The following is a 15,141-nucleotide window of genomic DNA, read 5'->3' as shown; positions in this document are numbered from 1 at the left end:
CATACAAAATAAGGAAATACTTTGATGTTTAAACGAACCCTTCTGTCGACATTAATAGGCTGCAGCATTGCATCCAGCAGCTTTGCTATGAGCCCGCAGCCTGATCCGGACAATCCGGCGGGTTATATTGTTTCGAGTGTTGAAATAAAAGCGGCAGAAGACAGCAAAACGCCTAACCCGATGTACGATGTCTGGGCCAAAGCGCTGCAGACACGCACTAATAATATTGTTGAAGCTATTGAACCTGATGCTGCCGCTAATCCTGAAAACGTTAAACGTGTTGAACGGGTATTTCCGCAGAGTGAGTGGGATTTCTTGACGCAAATGGCTGCGCCGGAATATACCTACACACGTTTTTTACGTGCCATCGGTAAGTTCCCGGCATTTTGTGGTGAGTATAGCGACGGTCGCGACTCAGATGCGATTTGTAAGCAGTCAATTGTAACTGCATTTGCGCATTTCTCGCAAGAGACTGGCGGTCACATTGCTAAAGATAATACTTCTGATAATCCGCAGGCCCTTGAAGAATGGCAGCAGGCTTTAGTGCATGTCCGTGAGATGGGGTGGTCTGAAGGGCAGGCCGGTTACACAACAGGCTGCGGCCAAGATGACTGGCAGAATGCCCGCTGGCCGTGCGCTGCCGGACAGGGCTATTTCGGTCGTGGTGCTAAGCAGCTGTCTTACCATTTTAACTACGGCGCTTTCTCTGAAGTGATGTTTGACGGCGATGCCACAGTACTGCTGGATAATCCCGGGCTGGTTGCAGACTCCTGGCTGAATCTGGCTTCTGCTGTGTGGTTCTTCCTGACACCTCAGGCGCCTAAACCTGCAATGCTGCATGTTATTGACCGTACCTGGACACCTTCACAGCGTGAAATCGATGCCGGTATCGGTTACGGTTTTGGTACAACAATCAATGTGATTAACGGCGGAATCGAATGTGGTGAACAGAATAAAAGCAAAGGCCAGCCGGTTAATCGTATCCGTTACTGGGAAGGTTTATCTGAACATTACCAGATCCCTAATAAGTCCGATGAGAAAAATACCTGCTGGCAGCAGACGCCTTATGGAAGCATAAATCTCAATGGTGCTACGGATGTGCTGTACACCAACTGGGACGGTAACTGGAAATATTACGCAGACCGCCCGGAAGGCCAGTCATTTGAGTGTGAGCTGGTTGGCTTTCAAACGGCTTATTCTGCGCTGGTCCCGGGGGATTATGAGAAATGTGTCACTAATTTTTACGGCTCGCATGCCAACTGGCCGGAGGTACGTGTGGTCGATGATCTGGTGATACCTGATCCGGATGATCCTGATAACGGAACGGGCGGATGGGATGCAGGTAAAGTTTATCTAGCCGGAGACCAGGCTTCTTATAAAGGTGCGACTTACCAAGCTCAATGGTGGAATCAGGGGAATCAGCCGGATTTAGGCGGTCCATGGAAGCTGCTTGAAGGAACACCAGACCCGACTCCTGAACCTGCGCCGGAGCCAACACCAGATCCGACTCCTGAGCCTGCGCCGGAACCAACACCTGAACCTGCTCCAGTGTTATCAGATTTTATCCAGTGGCAGGCAGGGGAAACCATAGCTGCTGACGGCGATAAAGTAACACATAACGGCAAGTGTTTTATTGCTAAAAACAGCCCGGGCATCTGGGAATCACCAACCACTTCTAACTGGTTCTGGGATGAGATTTCATGTTCATAACCGTTTAACAGTCATTATCTGCAGTACGGGGGAACACTGCAGATAATGCTGTAATGCATATACCCGTTACCAATCAAAATGCATTTATCAGTCGCCAGCTCGGACACCAAGATAAGGCGAAACATGATGATAATGGCTAGTCCTTATCGAATGTTGCAACACAGTATTGGTTTCGAGCTGGCGACCCACGGGGCAAGCCGTGAGGCAAACATCTTCGTTGTTGTGAAGTCTCGATTTAACCCGTTAGATCTTCACCTTCACGCCTAGAATATGTCCACCTCACGACTTGCTGATTTTTGCATCTTGAATGATAACGGGTATAAACTTGTTGTTAATAAAAATCCGCCTTGTAAATTGGCGGATTTTTTATTATCTGCATTTTTTAAAGACGCAAATATCTTGCCTTATTAATTCTGCCTCCACAGCTCCTTCGTGTTAGAATAGTCGCCCATATTTTTCTGTTACAGCTTTCAAGCCCTAACAGTTTGTTTATTTATTATATACCTGAGACAGCAAATGCCATTTTCCAAGCTTGGATTAAGCGATCCGATTGCAAAAGCTGTAGCCGAACAAGGCTATGAGACCCCTACGCCTATTCAACACAAGGCTATTCCAGTTATCCTAGCGGGTAAAGACCTTATTGCGGCCGCGCAGACCGGTACCGGCAAAACGGCGAGTTTTGTACTGCCTATATTACAAAATCTTATGGATGCGCCTGCTGTACGTGCCAAGCGTATTCGTGCACTTATTCTAACCCCGACTCGCGAGCTGGCAATACAGGTTGAGGCTAATATTGCATTGTACGGTAAGCATCTACACCTTACTTCAATGGCGATGTACGGCGGTGTTGATGCAGAGCCGCAGAAAGAGCGCCTGATAGAAGGTGTTGATATTCTGGTTGCGACCCCGGGCAGACTACTGGATATGTATACTCGTAGAGCGATACATTTTGATGAGCTGGAAGTCCTGGTGCTGGATGAAGCCGATCGAATGCTGGATATGGGCTTTATTGCAGACATTAATAAAATTGTGGAGCGCCTGCCGGAGAAAAGACAGAACCTGCTGTTTTCTGCCACGCTTTCTCAGCAGGTACGTTTTTTAGCAAGAACGGCGATTGAAAACGCCGTTGAAATTGCGATTAGGCCGGACAGTACTGCAACCCCGAAGATTGAGCAATGGTTAATCACGGTGGATAAAGATACTAAATCTGCATTGCTGAGCTTTTTAATCACAGAAAATAAATGGGATCAGGCACTTATTTTTATTGAAACGAAACGTGGTGCCGCTAAGCTGGTTAGCCAGTTGGAAAAACGCGGTATTAAAGCGGAAGCCATTCACAGCGGCAGAAGTCAGGCGGTACGTGCGCAGTTGTTAGAAGATTTTAAAGCAGGCGAGCTTAAGTTTATGGTAGCGACGGGTATTGCCGCCCGTGGTATTGATATTGACTCCCTTACCCGTGTGGTTAACTACGATCTGCCCGATGAAGCCGATGATTATGTTCATCGAATCGGCCGTACCGGCCGTGCAGGAGCTGTTGGTGAAGCGATTTCCTTTGTTTCTCGAGATGACTTTAGAAACCTTTGTGCTATTGAAAAGCGTCTGGGTGAGTTTATTACCCGCAAAGAGATTGAAGGTTTTCAGCCTAAATTAGAAGTGCCGGCTTCTGATGCTGGTCATGCCCCTAAAAATGCTAAATCATCAAACCGTCGTAATACACGAAGAAAGCCGGCTAAAAGCCGCTCTTAATGAAAATAAAAAAGGTGAGCTAAATGCTCACCTTTTTTCTGTCTGGTAAATAAACCTTCGTTTATTTACTATGACGTTCCTGCAGTTTAGCTGCGATATCTGACAGCTGAAGACCTTCATTCTGTAGTAATACGGTCAGGTGATATAACAAGTCAGCACTTTCGCAGGTCAGCTCATCCATATCTTTAGCCATAGCCGCCAGTGCTACTTCAACGCCTTCTTCACCCACTTTTTGCGAGATGCGTTTAGTGCCGCGAGCGTATAAGCTTGCTGTGTAGCTGCTTTCTGGATCTGCACCTTTACGGCTTGCAATTACCTGTTCAAGGTCAGCAATAAAAGTTAATGCCGGCTGCAGTTCACCTTTAAAGCAGCTTTCAGTGCCTAGGTGGCAAGTTGGACCAACAGGCTCAACAATTGCCAGCAGCGTATCGTTATCGCAGTCGGTACTGATTTCTAGTACGTTTAAAAAATTACCCGACTCTTCACCTTTACACCATAAACGCTGTTTAGTACGGCTGAAAAAAGTCATTTTACCGGACTCAAGTGTGGCCGCCAGTGACTCCTGATTTACATATCCAAGCATTAACACTTTACCTGAGGTGCGATTCTGCACAACAACCGGCATCAGGTTATCGACTTTTGCCCAGTCTAAGCTGTTAAGCTGCTCTTCATTCATTAGTGTCTGACTCATAATCTAATCTCTACCTGTTGTGTTTTAAGGTAAGCTTTGAGCTCGCCAATATTAATTATCTGTTTGTGGAATACGCTGGCGGCTAATGCACCGTCTACATCTGCTGTATTAAATACATCAGCAAAATGCTCCATCTCACCCGCGCCGCCGGAGGCGATCAAAGGCACATTACAAACGGCACGCGCCTGACTTAACTGTTCGATATCGTAACCGCAGCGGACACCGTCCTGATTCATTACATTTAGTACGATTTCACCAGCACCGCGTGACTGTACCTCTTTGATCCAGTCAAAGGTGTTCCAGTTAGTGGTGCGTGTTGCATCTTCGCAGCCGGTAAACTGTTTTACCTGGTGCTGGCCCGTCTGTTCATCAAAGTAAGAGTCGATACCGATAACAATACACTGCACGCCGAATTTTTCACTAAGCCGGTTAATGAGACTCGGATCTGCAAGCGCCGGGCTGTTGATTGATACTTTATCGGCGCCGAATTCTAAAATACGGCGCGCGTCTTCTTCAGTTTTAATGCCGCCGGCAACACAGAACGGAATATCAATCACTTCTGCAACGCGGCTTACCCAGCTTTTATCTACCACCCGGTCATCAGAGCTTGCGGTGATATCGTAAAAAACCAGCTCGTCTGCGCCCTCGGAAGCGTAGCGTTTAGCCAGGGGGACAATATCACCGACGATTTCATGGTTACGAAATTGTACACCCTTTACTACTTGACCGTCTTTGACATCCAAGCAAGGAATGATTCTTTTTGCTAGCATGTGGTTAACTCCATGGTTTGGTATTCGTAAAAGGCAACTCTTTGCGCGTCCCCGTCCTTTACATCCAGACAGGGAATTATGCGTTTTGCTAGCATGGAGTATTCCCCTTAACGTTATTGACGTATTCCATAGCAGACTGACTATTTTTCATCTCCAGACAAGCTATTATGCGTTTTGCCAGCATTGGATCGCCTCCTTCACATTAAACTTACCTTCCAGCAGGGCACGACCGACGATCATGCCGGATGCGCCTGAGCGGGCAACAGCTGCAATATCATCGAGTGATCCAATACCACCCGATGCCTGCCAGGCAACCTGCGGGTAAGCTGCCGCCATCTCTTTATAAAGATCCACGTTAGAGCCTGTTAAGGTGCCGTCTTTGGAAATATCTGTACAAAGTACATGTTTAAGGCCGACTGCTAAATAGATTTCCAGCAGTGATTCAATGGTCTGGCCGCTTGCTTCCTGCCAGCCGGATACTGCAACAATCTTATTACCGTCTGTATCAATATTAATATCAAGGGCTAATACGATATGCTCAGCGCCGTATTTTTCCATCCAGCGTGCAACCATTGCTGGTTCTTTTACCGCTGTTGAGCCGATAACTACACGCTGCGCGCCGGCATCTAATAAGTCTTTAACGTCCTGTTCAGTACGTACGCCGCCGCCGATCTGGATTTTAGCCGGAGTATTACTTATCAGGCCGGCAATCACATCTAACTGACGTTTGGTTACATCTTTTGCGCCGTCTAAATCAACCAGGTGCAGCCAGTCTGCACCATGCTGGTTGTAGATAGTAAACTGGCTTTGCGGATCATCACTGTAAACGGTTTTTTGTGCGTAATCGCCCTGGTATAAACGAACGACTTTACCGTCGATAAGATCTAATGCTGGGATAATCATATTAAAGCTCCAGAAAGTTTTTAATCAGCTGCGCACCGGCTTTACCGGAACGTTCAGGGTGGAACTGCACCCCGTAAAAATTGTCTTTGTTAACAGCCGCGGTAAACGGGCTGCCGTAATCACAACTAGCAATGGTATTGTCATTTACCGGCAGCGCATAGCTGTGTACAAAATAGAAGTAACTGCCCGCCGGGATATCTTTGAACAGAGGATCATCCAGCTTAGGAGTCACCTGGTTCCAGCCCATGTGCGGAGAACGCAGCGGTGCTACCTCCATCTTCTCGATATTACCTTCAACAATACCTAAGGTTTCGATAAGAGGATGCTCACCAAAACCTTCTTCAGAAGCCTGCGCTAACATCTGCATACCTAAACAGATGCCTAAAACCGGCTGAGTGAGGTTTTTAATCTGCTGAACTAAATCACGCTCTATTAAGTTTGCCATCGCTTCTTTAGCGGTGCCGACACCGGGTAAAAACAGTTTATCCGCCTGCTGCAGTACAACAGGATCTTTACTGACGGTGACGTTATAACCTAAACGTTCAATGGCAAATTTGACCGATGATAAATTAGCGCAGCCGGTATCAATAATTACTATCATAAAACACCTTTACTCGAAGGTAAGTCGGTACCGACAATTTGAATACTTTGACGCAGCGTACGGCCGAATGTTTTAAATAAGCCTTCAACCATATGGTGCGCATTACCGTTTTCAACTTCCAGGTGCAGTGTTGCCCCCATTGACTGTGCAAGCGAGTAGAAGAAATGCTCAACCATTTCCGTTGACATAGTTCCCACTAATTCACGCGGGAAGTCCGCTTTAAATTTAAGGTACGGACGGCCGGACAGATCCAGTGTACAGCTGGCTTTAGTTTCGTCCATCGGCAGAACAAAACCGAAGCGGCCGATGCCGCGTTTGTCACCAAGTGCTTTGTTTAATGCTTCGCCAAGTGCCAGAGCGGTATCTTCAACGCTGTGGTGATCGTCAATATGCAGATCGCCTTTAACAGCAACATTCATCTGGAAACCGCCGTGCGTGGCAATCTGATCTAACATGTGATCAAAGAAACCCATGCCGGTATCGATGCTGTTTTCGCCCGTTGTATCTAAATCAACAAATACATTTATGTCGGTTTCTTTAGTGGTACGGGTAACTGAGGCAATGCGTCCTTTAGTGGTCAGCTGCTTAACAATCTGCTTCCAGCCCAGTGTTTCTTTGTTATATAGAATACCGCTGATGCCCATATTGTCTGCAAGACCGATATCGGTATGACGGTCGCCGATCACATAAGACTCTGCAAAGTCGATGCGTCCAGATTTCAGGTACTCGCTGACCATGCCTAAATGCGGCTTACGGCAGCTGCAGTTATCTTCCGGGAAATGCGGGCAAAGCAGAGTAGCTTCAAATTTTACGCCCTGTGAGGCAAAGATTTCCATCATTTTATTCTGTGGAATATCGAAGTCTGACTGCGGGTAGCTGTCTGTGCCTAAACCATCCTGATTAGATACGATAACCAGAATATATCCGGCATCCTGAAGTGTTAATAAGCTGGGAATAACATCTGCTTCAAACTTTAGTTTCTCTAAACTATCTACCTGCTTATCACTGATCGGCTCATCAATTAACGTTCCGTCACGGTCGATGAATAGAAATTTTTGTTTACTCATTATTTGTTCCCTACAGCGAATTTAAAGTGGTTAAAGTTGATTCCATTTCAGCTTTTGAGCCGATGGTGATACGAATACAGTTTTCTAAACGAGGTTTATTTGCAAAGTCGCGCATAATAATGCCGTCTTCAGCAAAGGCCTGAAAGACTTTTGCCGAATCTTCAAAGCGTACCAGCAGATAATTACCGGTTGCCGGAAATACCTCTTTTACGCAGGGCAGCTGCTGCATCTGCTCTTTAAGCAGTGCGCGGTTGTTATTTAATATTGTCACACGCTCGCGCATGATTTTTAAACCTTCTGCTGATAAAGCCTGTGTTGCGATCTGCGCAATAGGATCCGGTACTGGATACGGTGCAATCACTTTTGACAGCATTTCAATCACGCTTGCCTGCGCCAGGGTAAAACCGCAGCGGATTGACGCCAAAGCAAAAGCTTTGGATAAGGTTCGGGTGATAACTAGATTTTCATGCAGGGCAATTAAATCGGCCTGAGTGAGCTCCGGGCAGAATTCAATATAAGCTTCGTCGGCAACAATGAGTGCTTTACCTTTAGTCGCCTCTAACAGCTCAACTAACTTTTGTTTATCGAGCATATTACCGGTGGGGTTGTTAGGCGCGCATAAGAAAACAATTTTAACTCTGCCGCCTTCTCTGTTTACCGCTCTGCTGACCGCCTGATAATCAACATTAAAGTTACTGTCCAGTGCAGCTTCTTCAATTTCCACGCCGCAGGTTTCTGCACTGATTGCATACATACCGTAAGTCGGCGGGCAGATTAAGATGCTGTCTGTACCCGGTTCACAAAAAGTGCGGATAAGAATTTCAATGCTTTCATCAGCGCCGCGTGTAGTCAGTACCTGGCTGTTGTCCAGGCCGGCATATTGTGCGTAAGCATTGATTAATGCCGGAGGCTGGAACTCCGGATAACGGTTGAGGTTACTTGAGTCGAGCTGGTACTCATTACAGTCTGGGGATTCGTTGGCATTTAACCAGACTTCACCCGTTCCGCCGATACGACGAGCAGAAAGATAAGGGGTTAATGCTTGCACCGTTTCTCGGGCGAGGTGTTTGATGTCACTCATGTCTTTCTATTTCCCTAGCTTGAATGCGGGGCGCAGATTTTAGCCCCGTTAATAATCTACTTATTCAATTTATCCATACGGATAGTGACCGCTCGTTTATGTGCAGTTAAGCCTTCGGCGTCTGCAAGACAGGTTACTGTCGGCGCCAAATTACGCAGTCCGTCAGCACTTAGTTCCTGTACTGTGTAACGCTTGCTAAAGTCTGCTAAACCTAAGCTTGAATAGGTACGTGTATAACCGTAAGTCGGTAATACATGGTTTGTACCGCTGGCGTAATCACCGACAGATTCCGGCGTCCAGGCACCTAAGAAGATTGAGCCGGCATTCTTAAGTAACGGCTGCAGGGCGCGCGGCGCGTTAGTCTGCACAATAAGATGTTCAGGTGCGTAGCGGTTGGAAATCTCCACTGCCTGAGTAATATCTTCACAAACAATGCTTACGCTGTGTGCCAGTGCTTTTTCAGCAATTTCACGGCGTTCTAACACAGCCAGCTGCTTACTGATTTCAACAGCAGTCTGCTCGGCAACCTGCTGACTCGGTGTGACTAAAATTGACTGCGAATCATGACCGTGTTCAGCCTGTGATAAAAGGTCAGCAGCAATAAATGCCGGATCTGCATCTTGATCGGCAATCACTAATACTTCTGACGGACCAGCCGGCATATCAATGGCTGCACCGGCAAAATCATTACTAACCTGACGTTTCGCTTCGGTTACAAAGGAGTTGCCCGGGCCGAATATTTTATCAACTGCGCCGATGGTTTCTGTACCGTAAGCCAGTGCTGCAACGGCTTGTGCGCCTCCTACTGTGTAAATTTCATTTACGCCGCATAGTGAGGCTGCAAATAAAATTTCATCGGCAAGCGGCGGCGGTGAACATAAAACGATGCGCTCACAGCCGGCAATCTGCGCCGGTGCGCCGGTCATAATAACCGTTGAAGGAAGCGGCGCACTGCCGCCTGGAATATACAGACCGACAGACTCAATCGCTTGAGTATGCATTTCACAAACAACGCCGGGCATGGTTTCAACTGTGATAATGTCCTGAACCTGCGCTGTATGAAACTTAACCACCTGGTTATAAGCGGTTGTGATAGCGGTTTTGATTTCATCACCTAAGCGCGTTTCCGCCTGCTTAATATCCTGTTCAGTAATGGTGAAAGTTTCACCTTCTAACTTATCAAAACGTTTAGTGTAATCAAGCAGGGCCTTATCACCGTCACTGCGGATGGCGGATATGATTTCAGCGACTGTATTACTCAGCGCTGAAGAATCTGCCATAGCAGGTCGGGAAAGTAATGAAACCTGCTGCTCGTTTGATAAGCCTGACCAGTTAACCGTCTGCATTCCTGACTGCATAATTACTCCATCATTTTTTCAATTGGTAAAACTAAAATAGAGTTTGCACCCAGGTCTTTCAGCTGTTCCATTGTTTCCCAGAAAAGGTTTTCTTTGCTGACTACATGCAGGGCAACATGATCTGTGCTGCCGGCTAATGCCATGACGGTTGGACGGTCAGAACCCGGTAGTAAGTCGGTAATCGCGTCAAGGTTTTCTTTTGGTGCGTTAAGCATGATGTATTTAGATTCTTTAGCTGTCTGTACGCCGTCAATACGTGTTAAAAGTCGGTTCACTAAATCTTGTTTGTCACCAGATAAAGCTTGATCACGCTGCATTAATACAGCAGTAGAGCGGTAGATAACCTCTACTTCTTTAAGACCATTTGCTTCAAGTGTCGCGCCCGTTGAAACAAGGTCACAAATTGCATCTGCAAGACCTGCACGCGGTGCAACTTCTACTGAGCCGGTAAGCATACAAGAAGTGTAAGGAACCTTGGCTTCTTCCATGAAACGTTTCAGAATATGAATGTAAGTTGTTGCAATACGCAGGTTGGAAAGAGACTCAACCCCTTGATAATCAAAATCATTATCTACTGCAATTGAGAAGCGACAGCCGCCGAAAGCAAGATCTTTAACCACTTTATGGGCAGTCGGCTCACCGGCTGCCGCACGCATCATGCTCTCTTCTTCAAGTACGTTCTGACCGATAAAACCAAGGTCAACCACACCGTCCATTACTAAGCCCGGGATATCATCATCGCGTACACGCAGAATATCGATAGGCATATTTTCACTGTGGGCAATTAAGCGCTGAGTGTTTAAATTTACTTTAATGCCGCAGGCTTTTAATAATTTAACCGTGTCGTCACTTAAACGGCCTTTCTTTTGTATTGCGATTCTTAAACGTTGTTCTGGCATTGTATTTTCCTTGTCTTAAAAACTAAAAAACCCCCGGGAGGTGAGCCTTCCGGGGGTTAAATTTTGTGCAAACCACTGGAAGAATATGAAACATCTCCCAAGAATAAAATCCTGAAAGATTAGGTGATATGATGATGGTGATGTAGTGCTTTCAGGATAACTTTTTTCATGGTTTGCTAATTCTCTATAAATTTAAGTGTTTGTAGACTATCAATGTTGTTCTTAAAAGTGAACTGTTATTTGCACAAAATTTGAGTAAATGATGGAATATTTATGCACAAATACTGATTATTCACTCGTCAGACTTTCATTCTGCTGTTCTGGAGCCGTTTCTAAGGCTTCTAATCTGGCACGTTCTGCTTTAGAAATATACTTGTCTTTCTGACTAGGATTTTTTTTGGCATTCATCTGTTTAACACGTTTTTTTAGAATGCTGTTAATTTTTTTCTTTCTGTTCATGGATCTTTTCCTAGCTGAATATAATAAGAGCATTGTAAAGAACTGCACCGCAAACACAAGTCAAAGCGGCGGCTGCTAAGTGCAGAATTTACACCGCATAGTTAATTTTTCAGCGGCTGGCTGATTCGGATATTTGTGCATGATGCGGATATAATTCGACTGACTGTTCTAGATAAGCATTAATAATATGCTCATAGCTGCCGTCAAGCTTCATCTCTCTTAGGACTGTATCAAATTTGTCGCGCAGCCGGCTTAAATTACGTTTTTTAGAAAAAGCAATATAACTGGGCACACTCTGCAGTGCGGGTTTCAATTCACGAATATCAACAAGCTGATTCATTTTTCCGGCAATATCATAGGCGCCGTATTTATTGCTGACAATTATCGGCAGGCGTTCCGCCAGCAGTTTTTTCATATTCTGCTCACCGCTGTTGCTTAACTGCAGTTTGGTTATTACCCCGTCTTTAACTGCCTGATCCCAGGTTGTGCCGTAACTGACACTGTTGACACCGCCGATGGTGTAGTTGGAAAGACTTGCCAGGTTACCGTCATATTTTATTTTAGAATCGGCCCTGACAAACAAAGATATTGTCTGAGGCATCAGTATTTCGCGGGAGAAATCGGCAAACTGTTCTCGAGCCGGGTTTTTAAAGGCAGTAAAAATGGCATCAGCCTGGCCTTCTTCAATATACCTGATGGCTCTTGCCCAGGGTAATATCTTGATATTAATCGGTACATCTAAGCGTTCAAATACTTCTTCAATGATATCAACAACAATACCTTTAACCTCCCCCTCTGACTCACCTTGATATTCGTAGGGGGGGTACTGCAGAGTCACCAGCTCTATTGTTTGTGCGAAACATGCGGATGAAATAAAAAAAGAAAGCACCAGATAAAAAATTTTTAACACACAAAATCCTTTGCATTATTTACTTACTTAAAGATAGTTCAGCCTCGCTATTCGTGCTGAAAGCACCGCTGTCCTGAGCGTGCTGCTTGTCTTAACTCTTCCTTAACCTGTTGTTGTGTATGCTTGCCTGTATATTTATCAGGAGACAAAAAATATGTATTTTTATTGTCAGTTCAGGTGACTGCTTATTTTATTACAGCCTGTGGCTGTTACAGGTGGCAGTGCTGTCGGCGAACAAGACTACCAATACTCTGCGGAAAATTCACCTGCAAATTATCAAAAATGGCGGCAGCTGCAGAATGATGCCGCCCGGGTTCATCAGTTAAGCGACTTGATTATGATTGCTGATTTTAGTGATCTTGTAATACCGGCATGAGTATAAATCCAACTCTGAAAGTGCTTATTACAACATTATCGTTAATCAGTTTTTAACAGATCTTGCCTGTAACGTATTGTTACTATTGATTAAAACTCCATCGGCAGCTGCTGGGCACTGGGGGGGGCTAGCGGTTCAGGCAGTTGAATAACAAGCTTCTTAAAATGACCGTTTTTTCTTCTGTGTCCGCGTCGGGCGGATATTAGGAGGCTGACGGCTCTGTTGATTTGGATCAAACAAGCAGATGAATTTTGCTTAGAGAGCAGATTAATGGAGTAATCAATATGTACCTCGGGGTACATGTGAGTTACTCTGTGTATTATATGTACCGCTTAGTACTTTGTTTGCGTTGTTCTGTTCAGCTTTCGAGTACGGGCTCTCTGAGGAAATTGAGTATGAGTCGCTCCAAGTCTGGAATATCTAAATTAATAACGGTATTAGCCTGGTTAAGTTTATTATGTGCATTTGCTATTGGTCACCTGGCGGCCAAAACTAACTATGTGCAGCTGCTGTCGCAGCATTTCCCCAATTCTACATTTACCTCTGCACCGGCTAAAGGCAATGGACCGTTAGCGTTTCTGCGTCATCATAAAGATCTGCCTGAAGCAGATCTGATTTTGATCGCCGAAGGTCAGGGCTTCGGCGGGCCGCTGATTTTAGCGGTGGCTGTAAGTGAAACGGAAAAGCAGGGTTATATCAATAAGGTGACTCTGCTTTCCGATCGTGAGTCGCCGCCTTTTATTGCCCGTCTGGCTAAACAGAATTTCTATCGGGAATTTAACGGGAAGGAAGTTACTGCAGACTTTATTATCGGCGATGATATCGACGGGGTTACTGGTGCGACTGTTTCGTCGCGGGGTATTGCCAAGGCTGTACAGAATGCGATGCATTTGAGCGCTGTTCAGCGTTTAGATCTGGATCCCGGCTGGCAGGCAGAGCAGTGGCACTTTGAGCTTAATGACGGACTGCTGCTGCTGCTTATTCTAGTGGTGATATACAGCTGTTATGCCAAAAATGCTTTTAACACTAAACTGAAGCTGCTTATTCCCTTGGTGAGCCTGGGTTTTATCGGCTTTTATATTAATGCTTCGTTAAGTATCGGCTCTCTGGGCGGTTTGCTAATGGGTTACATTCCAGATCCGAAACAGTCTCCGATTTGGTGGATTATGATGAGCTCCGTTCTTGGCGCTGTTTTTCTGCTCGGTAAAAATATTTATTGTGGAAAGTTATGTCCCTTCTCGGCGGTACAGATGTTACTGCATAAAATAACCGGTATGAAACTGCCCGTTAACAAGACCTGGGCTAAACATTCGCGCGGTCTGATTATGACATTAATCTGGTTTTCTATGATGCTGATTTTTCTGTCGCACCATCCGGCAATGGGTTCATACGAACCTTTCTCTATGATGTTTTCTCTACAGGGAACGGGGGTGCAGTGGTATCTACTGCCGCTCTCTTTATTTGGTGCATTGTTTATACCTGATTTCTGGTGCCGTCTTTTCTGCCCGGTTGGTTTCAGCCTCAATACTTTAGTACGTTCGCGGCGTCAGGCGCTTAATAAACTGAGCACAGTTAAGTTGAGTAAATCCCAGGCAATCGAGGTTCAGTCCGCAGAACAATATCAGCATAATATCAGGAGGAAGCATGGCTAAAGTTCAACAAACCAGTAGGCAGGCAAGCCGCAGTCAGCACAGTTTCAGCACTATAATAGCCGCCATCACCTTAATGATGTTACTGATATATTTTGCTCAGTCTGCGTTGCTGATTGCCGCTAAACATCCGCTGGATGCTGCTGTTAGTTTTTACCAGCAGCAGCAGGCGTTAGAGAACAGTGCCGAGAGCGCAGCCGTGCCAATGATAAAAGAGCCGGTGCTAAGGTTTCAGCAATAGCGGGATCAAATCCTTAACAACTTTTGTATATGCAGCAGTATCACTGTGCATTACATTGCCCCAGTTGAGATAGCAGTTGAAAACCTGGGCTCGGGTTTCCTGCTCGAGCGGATCGAAGCCGGCATCGGCAAAAGACTGTTTAATAACAGCCATTCGTCGGTAATGCATGCTGTCGAATACGGTCTGGGCTGACTGATCATGACTTGCCCATGCGCGGATGGCTAACTCATACTTTGCCAGTTCCTGTCCGGTAACCGTATCTGCTATCGCCTGCAGGCGCTGTTCGGCAGGAAGCGGGAGCAGTTCCGGGTTGTCCGTCAGTACCGTGTTGAACTCGGAGATCCAATATTCGAGCATATGATCGAGCAGATCCTGTCTGTCTTTAAAGTGCCAGTAAAAACTGGTCTTAGCGACACCAACTGTACGCGACAAGCTGCCGATTGTGAGCTTGTCCACTCCTTGAGTAGCCAGCATTGTCAATCCTGCTTCAAGCCATTCATTTTTTGAAAAACGCTGCCGTTTAATTTTATTGGTCATGCTGATCCTAATATCACCAAGGTTATTCTTGATCTAAGTCAAGAGGTTGTTTGAAATGCAAGCAAATTTCATATTTTTTCAGTCACCTTATGTACTAAGGCGTACATGAGGTTTAGTATGATTGCAGTGTATGTACCAGTTGG

General features: G+C 45.7%; 16 protein-coding genes and 1 other annotated feature. Of the genes, 5 read left to right on the top strand and 11 right to left on the bottom strand.

From position 1 onward, the window contains the following. The first annotated feature begins 24 nt into the window (after positions 1–24). Entirely contained in the window at positions 25–1,710 is a 1,686-nt protein-coding gene (locus G327_RS27550; RefSeq protein ID WP_019615546.1) for a glycoside hydrolase family 19 protein, read from the top strand. Positions 1,711–2,226: 516 nt separating this feature from the next. Then, a complete protein-coding gene (locus tag G327_RS0114640; protein ID WP_019615544.1) occupies positions 2,227–3,456 on the top strand; it encodes a DEAD/DEAH box helicase in 1,230 nt (409 codons plus the stop codon). A gap of 61 nt (positions 3,457–3,517) precedes the next feature. Here the strand turns inward: G327_RS0114640 and hisIE are convergent, their stop codons facing one another. The 10 genes from hisIE to G327_RS0114585 form a co-directional block, all read right to left on the bottom strand. Further along, on the bottom strand, positions 3,518–4,147 hold the full coding sequence (gene hisIE, locus G327_RS0114635) for a bifunctional phosphoribosyl-AMP cyclohydrolase/phosphoribosyl-ATP diphosphatase HisIE (RefSeq protein ID WP_019615543.1): 630 nt from the start codon (positions 4,145–4,147) through the stop codon (positions 3,518–3,520). Beyond that, positions 4,144–4,917 (bottom strand): imidazole glycerol phosphate synthase subunit HisF, encoded by a 774-nt coding sequence (gene hisF, locus G327_RS0114630; RefSeq protein WP_019615542.1) that lies wholly within the window; start codon positions 4,915–4,917, stop codon positions 4,144–4,146. Before hisF ends, hisIE begins: the two co-directional genes overlap by 4 nt. A 165-nt stretch (positions 4,918–5,082) precedes the next feature. Next, entirely contained in the window at positions 5,083–5,820 is a 738-nt protein-coding gene (gene hisA / locus G327_RS0114620; RefSeq protein ID WP_019615540.1) for a 1-(5-phosphoribosyl)-5-[(5-phosphoribosylamino)methylideneamino]imidazole-4-carboxamide isomerase, read from the bottom strand. A 1-nt stretch (position 5,821) separates the two neighbouring features. Beyond that, a complete protein-coding gene (gene hisH, locus G327_RS0114615) occupies positions 5,822–6,421 on the bottom strand; it encodes an imidazole glycerol phosphate synthase subunit HisH (protein WP_019615539.1) in 600 nt (199 codons plus the stop codon). Beyond that, positions 6,418–7,488 (bottom strand): bifunctional histidinol-phosphatase/imidazoleglycerol-phosphate dehydratase HisB, encoded by a 1,071-nt coding sequence (gene hisB / locus G327_RS0114610; RefSeq protein WP_019615538.1) that lies wholly within the window; start codon positions 7,486–7,488, stop codon positions 6,418–6,420. The genes hisH and hisB overlap by 4 nt, the downstream gene beginning before the upstream one ends. Positions 7,489–7,498: 10 nt before the next feature. Further along, positions 7,499–8,569, bottom strand: a complete 1,071-nt coding sequence (hisC, locus tag G327_RS0114605) for a histidinol-phosphate transaminase (protein ID WP_019615537.1) — start codon at positions 8,567–8,569, stop codon at positions 7,499–7,501. Positions 8,570–8,625: 56 nt separating this feature from the next. Continuing rightward, positions 8,626–9,927: a histidinol dehydrogenase gene (gene hisD / locus G327_RS0114600; RefSeq protein WP_019615536.1), complete on the bottom strand. Its 1,302-nt coding sequence runs from the start codon at positions 9,925–9,927 to the stop codon at positions 8,626–8,628. Positions 9,928–9,929: 2 nt separating this feature from the next. Next, the gene (hisG, locus tag G327_RS0114595; RefSeq protein ID WP_019615535.1) at positions 9,930–10,826 is read right to left on the bottom strand and encodes an ATP phosphoribosyltransferase; all 897 of its coding nucleotides are present in this window, start codon (positions 10,824–10,826) and stop codon (positions 9,930–9,932) included. A gap of 21 nt (positions 10,827–10,847) precedes the next feature. Further along, positions 10,848–10,970, bottom strand: a sequence feature (His leader region). Positions 10,971–11,114: 144 nt separating this feature from the next. After that, positions 11,115–11,285 carry a DUF2986 domain-containing protein gene (locus tag G327_RS26575; RefSeq protein ID WP_019615534.1) on the bottom strand — a complete coding sequence of 57 codons (171 nt, stop codon included), beginning with the start codon at positions 11,283–11,285 and terminating at the stop codon, positions 11,115–11,117. A gap of 109 nt (positions 11,286–11,394) precedes the next feature. Continuing rightward, on the bottom strand, positions 11,395–12,195 hold the full coding sequence (locus tag G327_RS0114585) for a substrate-binding periplasmic protein (protein ID WP_019615533.1): 801 nt from the start codon (positions 12,193–12,195) through the stop codon (positions 11,395–11,397). A gap of 202 nt (positions 12,196–12,397) precedes the next feature. Between G327_RS0114585 and G327_RS26880 the strand changes: the two genes are divergently transcribed. The 3 genes from G327_RS26880 to G327_RS0114570 all read left to right on the top strand — a co-directional run bounded on the left by G327_RS26880 (position 12,398) and on the right by G327_RS0114570 (position 14,461). Further along, entirely contained in the window at positions 12,398–12,571 is a 174-nt protein-coding gene (locus G327_RS26880) for a hypothetical protein (RefSeq protein ID WP_019615532.1), read from the top strand. A 395-nt stretch (positions 12,572–12,966) separates the two neighbouring features. Further along, complete coding sequence (locus G327_RS24810; protein ID WP_019615531.1) at positions 12,967–14,223, top strand: FMN-binding protein; 1,257 nt, start codon at positions 12,967–12,969, stop codon at positions 14,221–14,223. Then, a complete protein-coding gene (locus G327_RS0114570; protein ID WP_019615530.1) occupies positions 14,216–14,461 on the top strand; it encodes a hypothetical protein in 246 nt (81 codons plus the stop codon). The genes G327_RS24810 and G327_RS0114570 overlap by 8 nt, the downstream gene beginning before the upstream one ends. On the opposite strand, the gene G327_RS0114565 is transcribed toward G327_RS0114570, so the two are convergent. Then, entirely contained in the window at positions 14,444–14,998 is a 555-nt protein-coding gene (locus G327_RS0114565; RefSeq protein WP_019615529.1) for a TetR/AcrR family transcriptional regulator, read from the bottom strand. The genes G327_RS0114570 and G327_RS0114565 overlap by 18 nt on opposite strands. Between the last annotated feature and the right edge of the window lie 143 nt (positions 14,999–15,141).

It is taken from the genome of Psychromonas ossibalaenae ATCC BAA-1528, assembly GCF_000381745.1.
In the GTDB taxonomy this organism is placed as follows: Bacteria; Pseudomonadota; Gammaproteobacteria; order Enterobacterales; family Psychromonadaceae; genus Psychromonas; species Psychromonas ossibalaenae.
The sequence above is the reverse complement of the archived record's forward strand: the minus strand, read 5'-3'. Positions and strand labels throughout refer to the sequence as shown.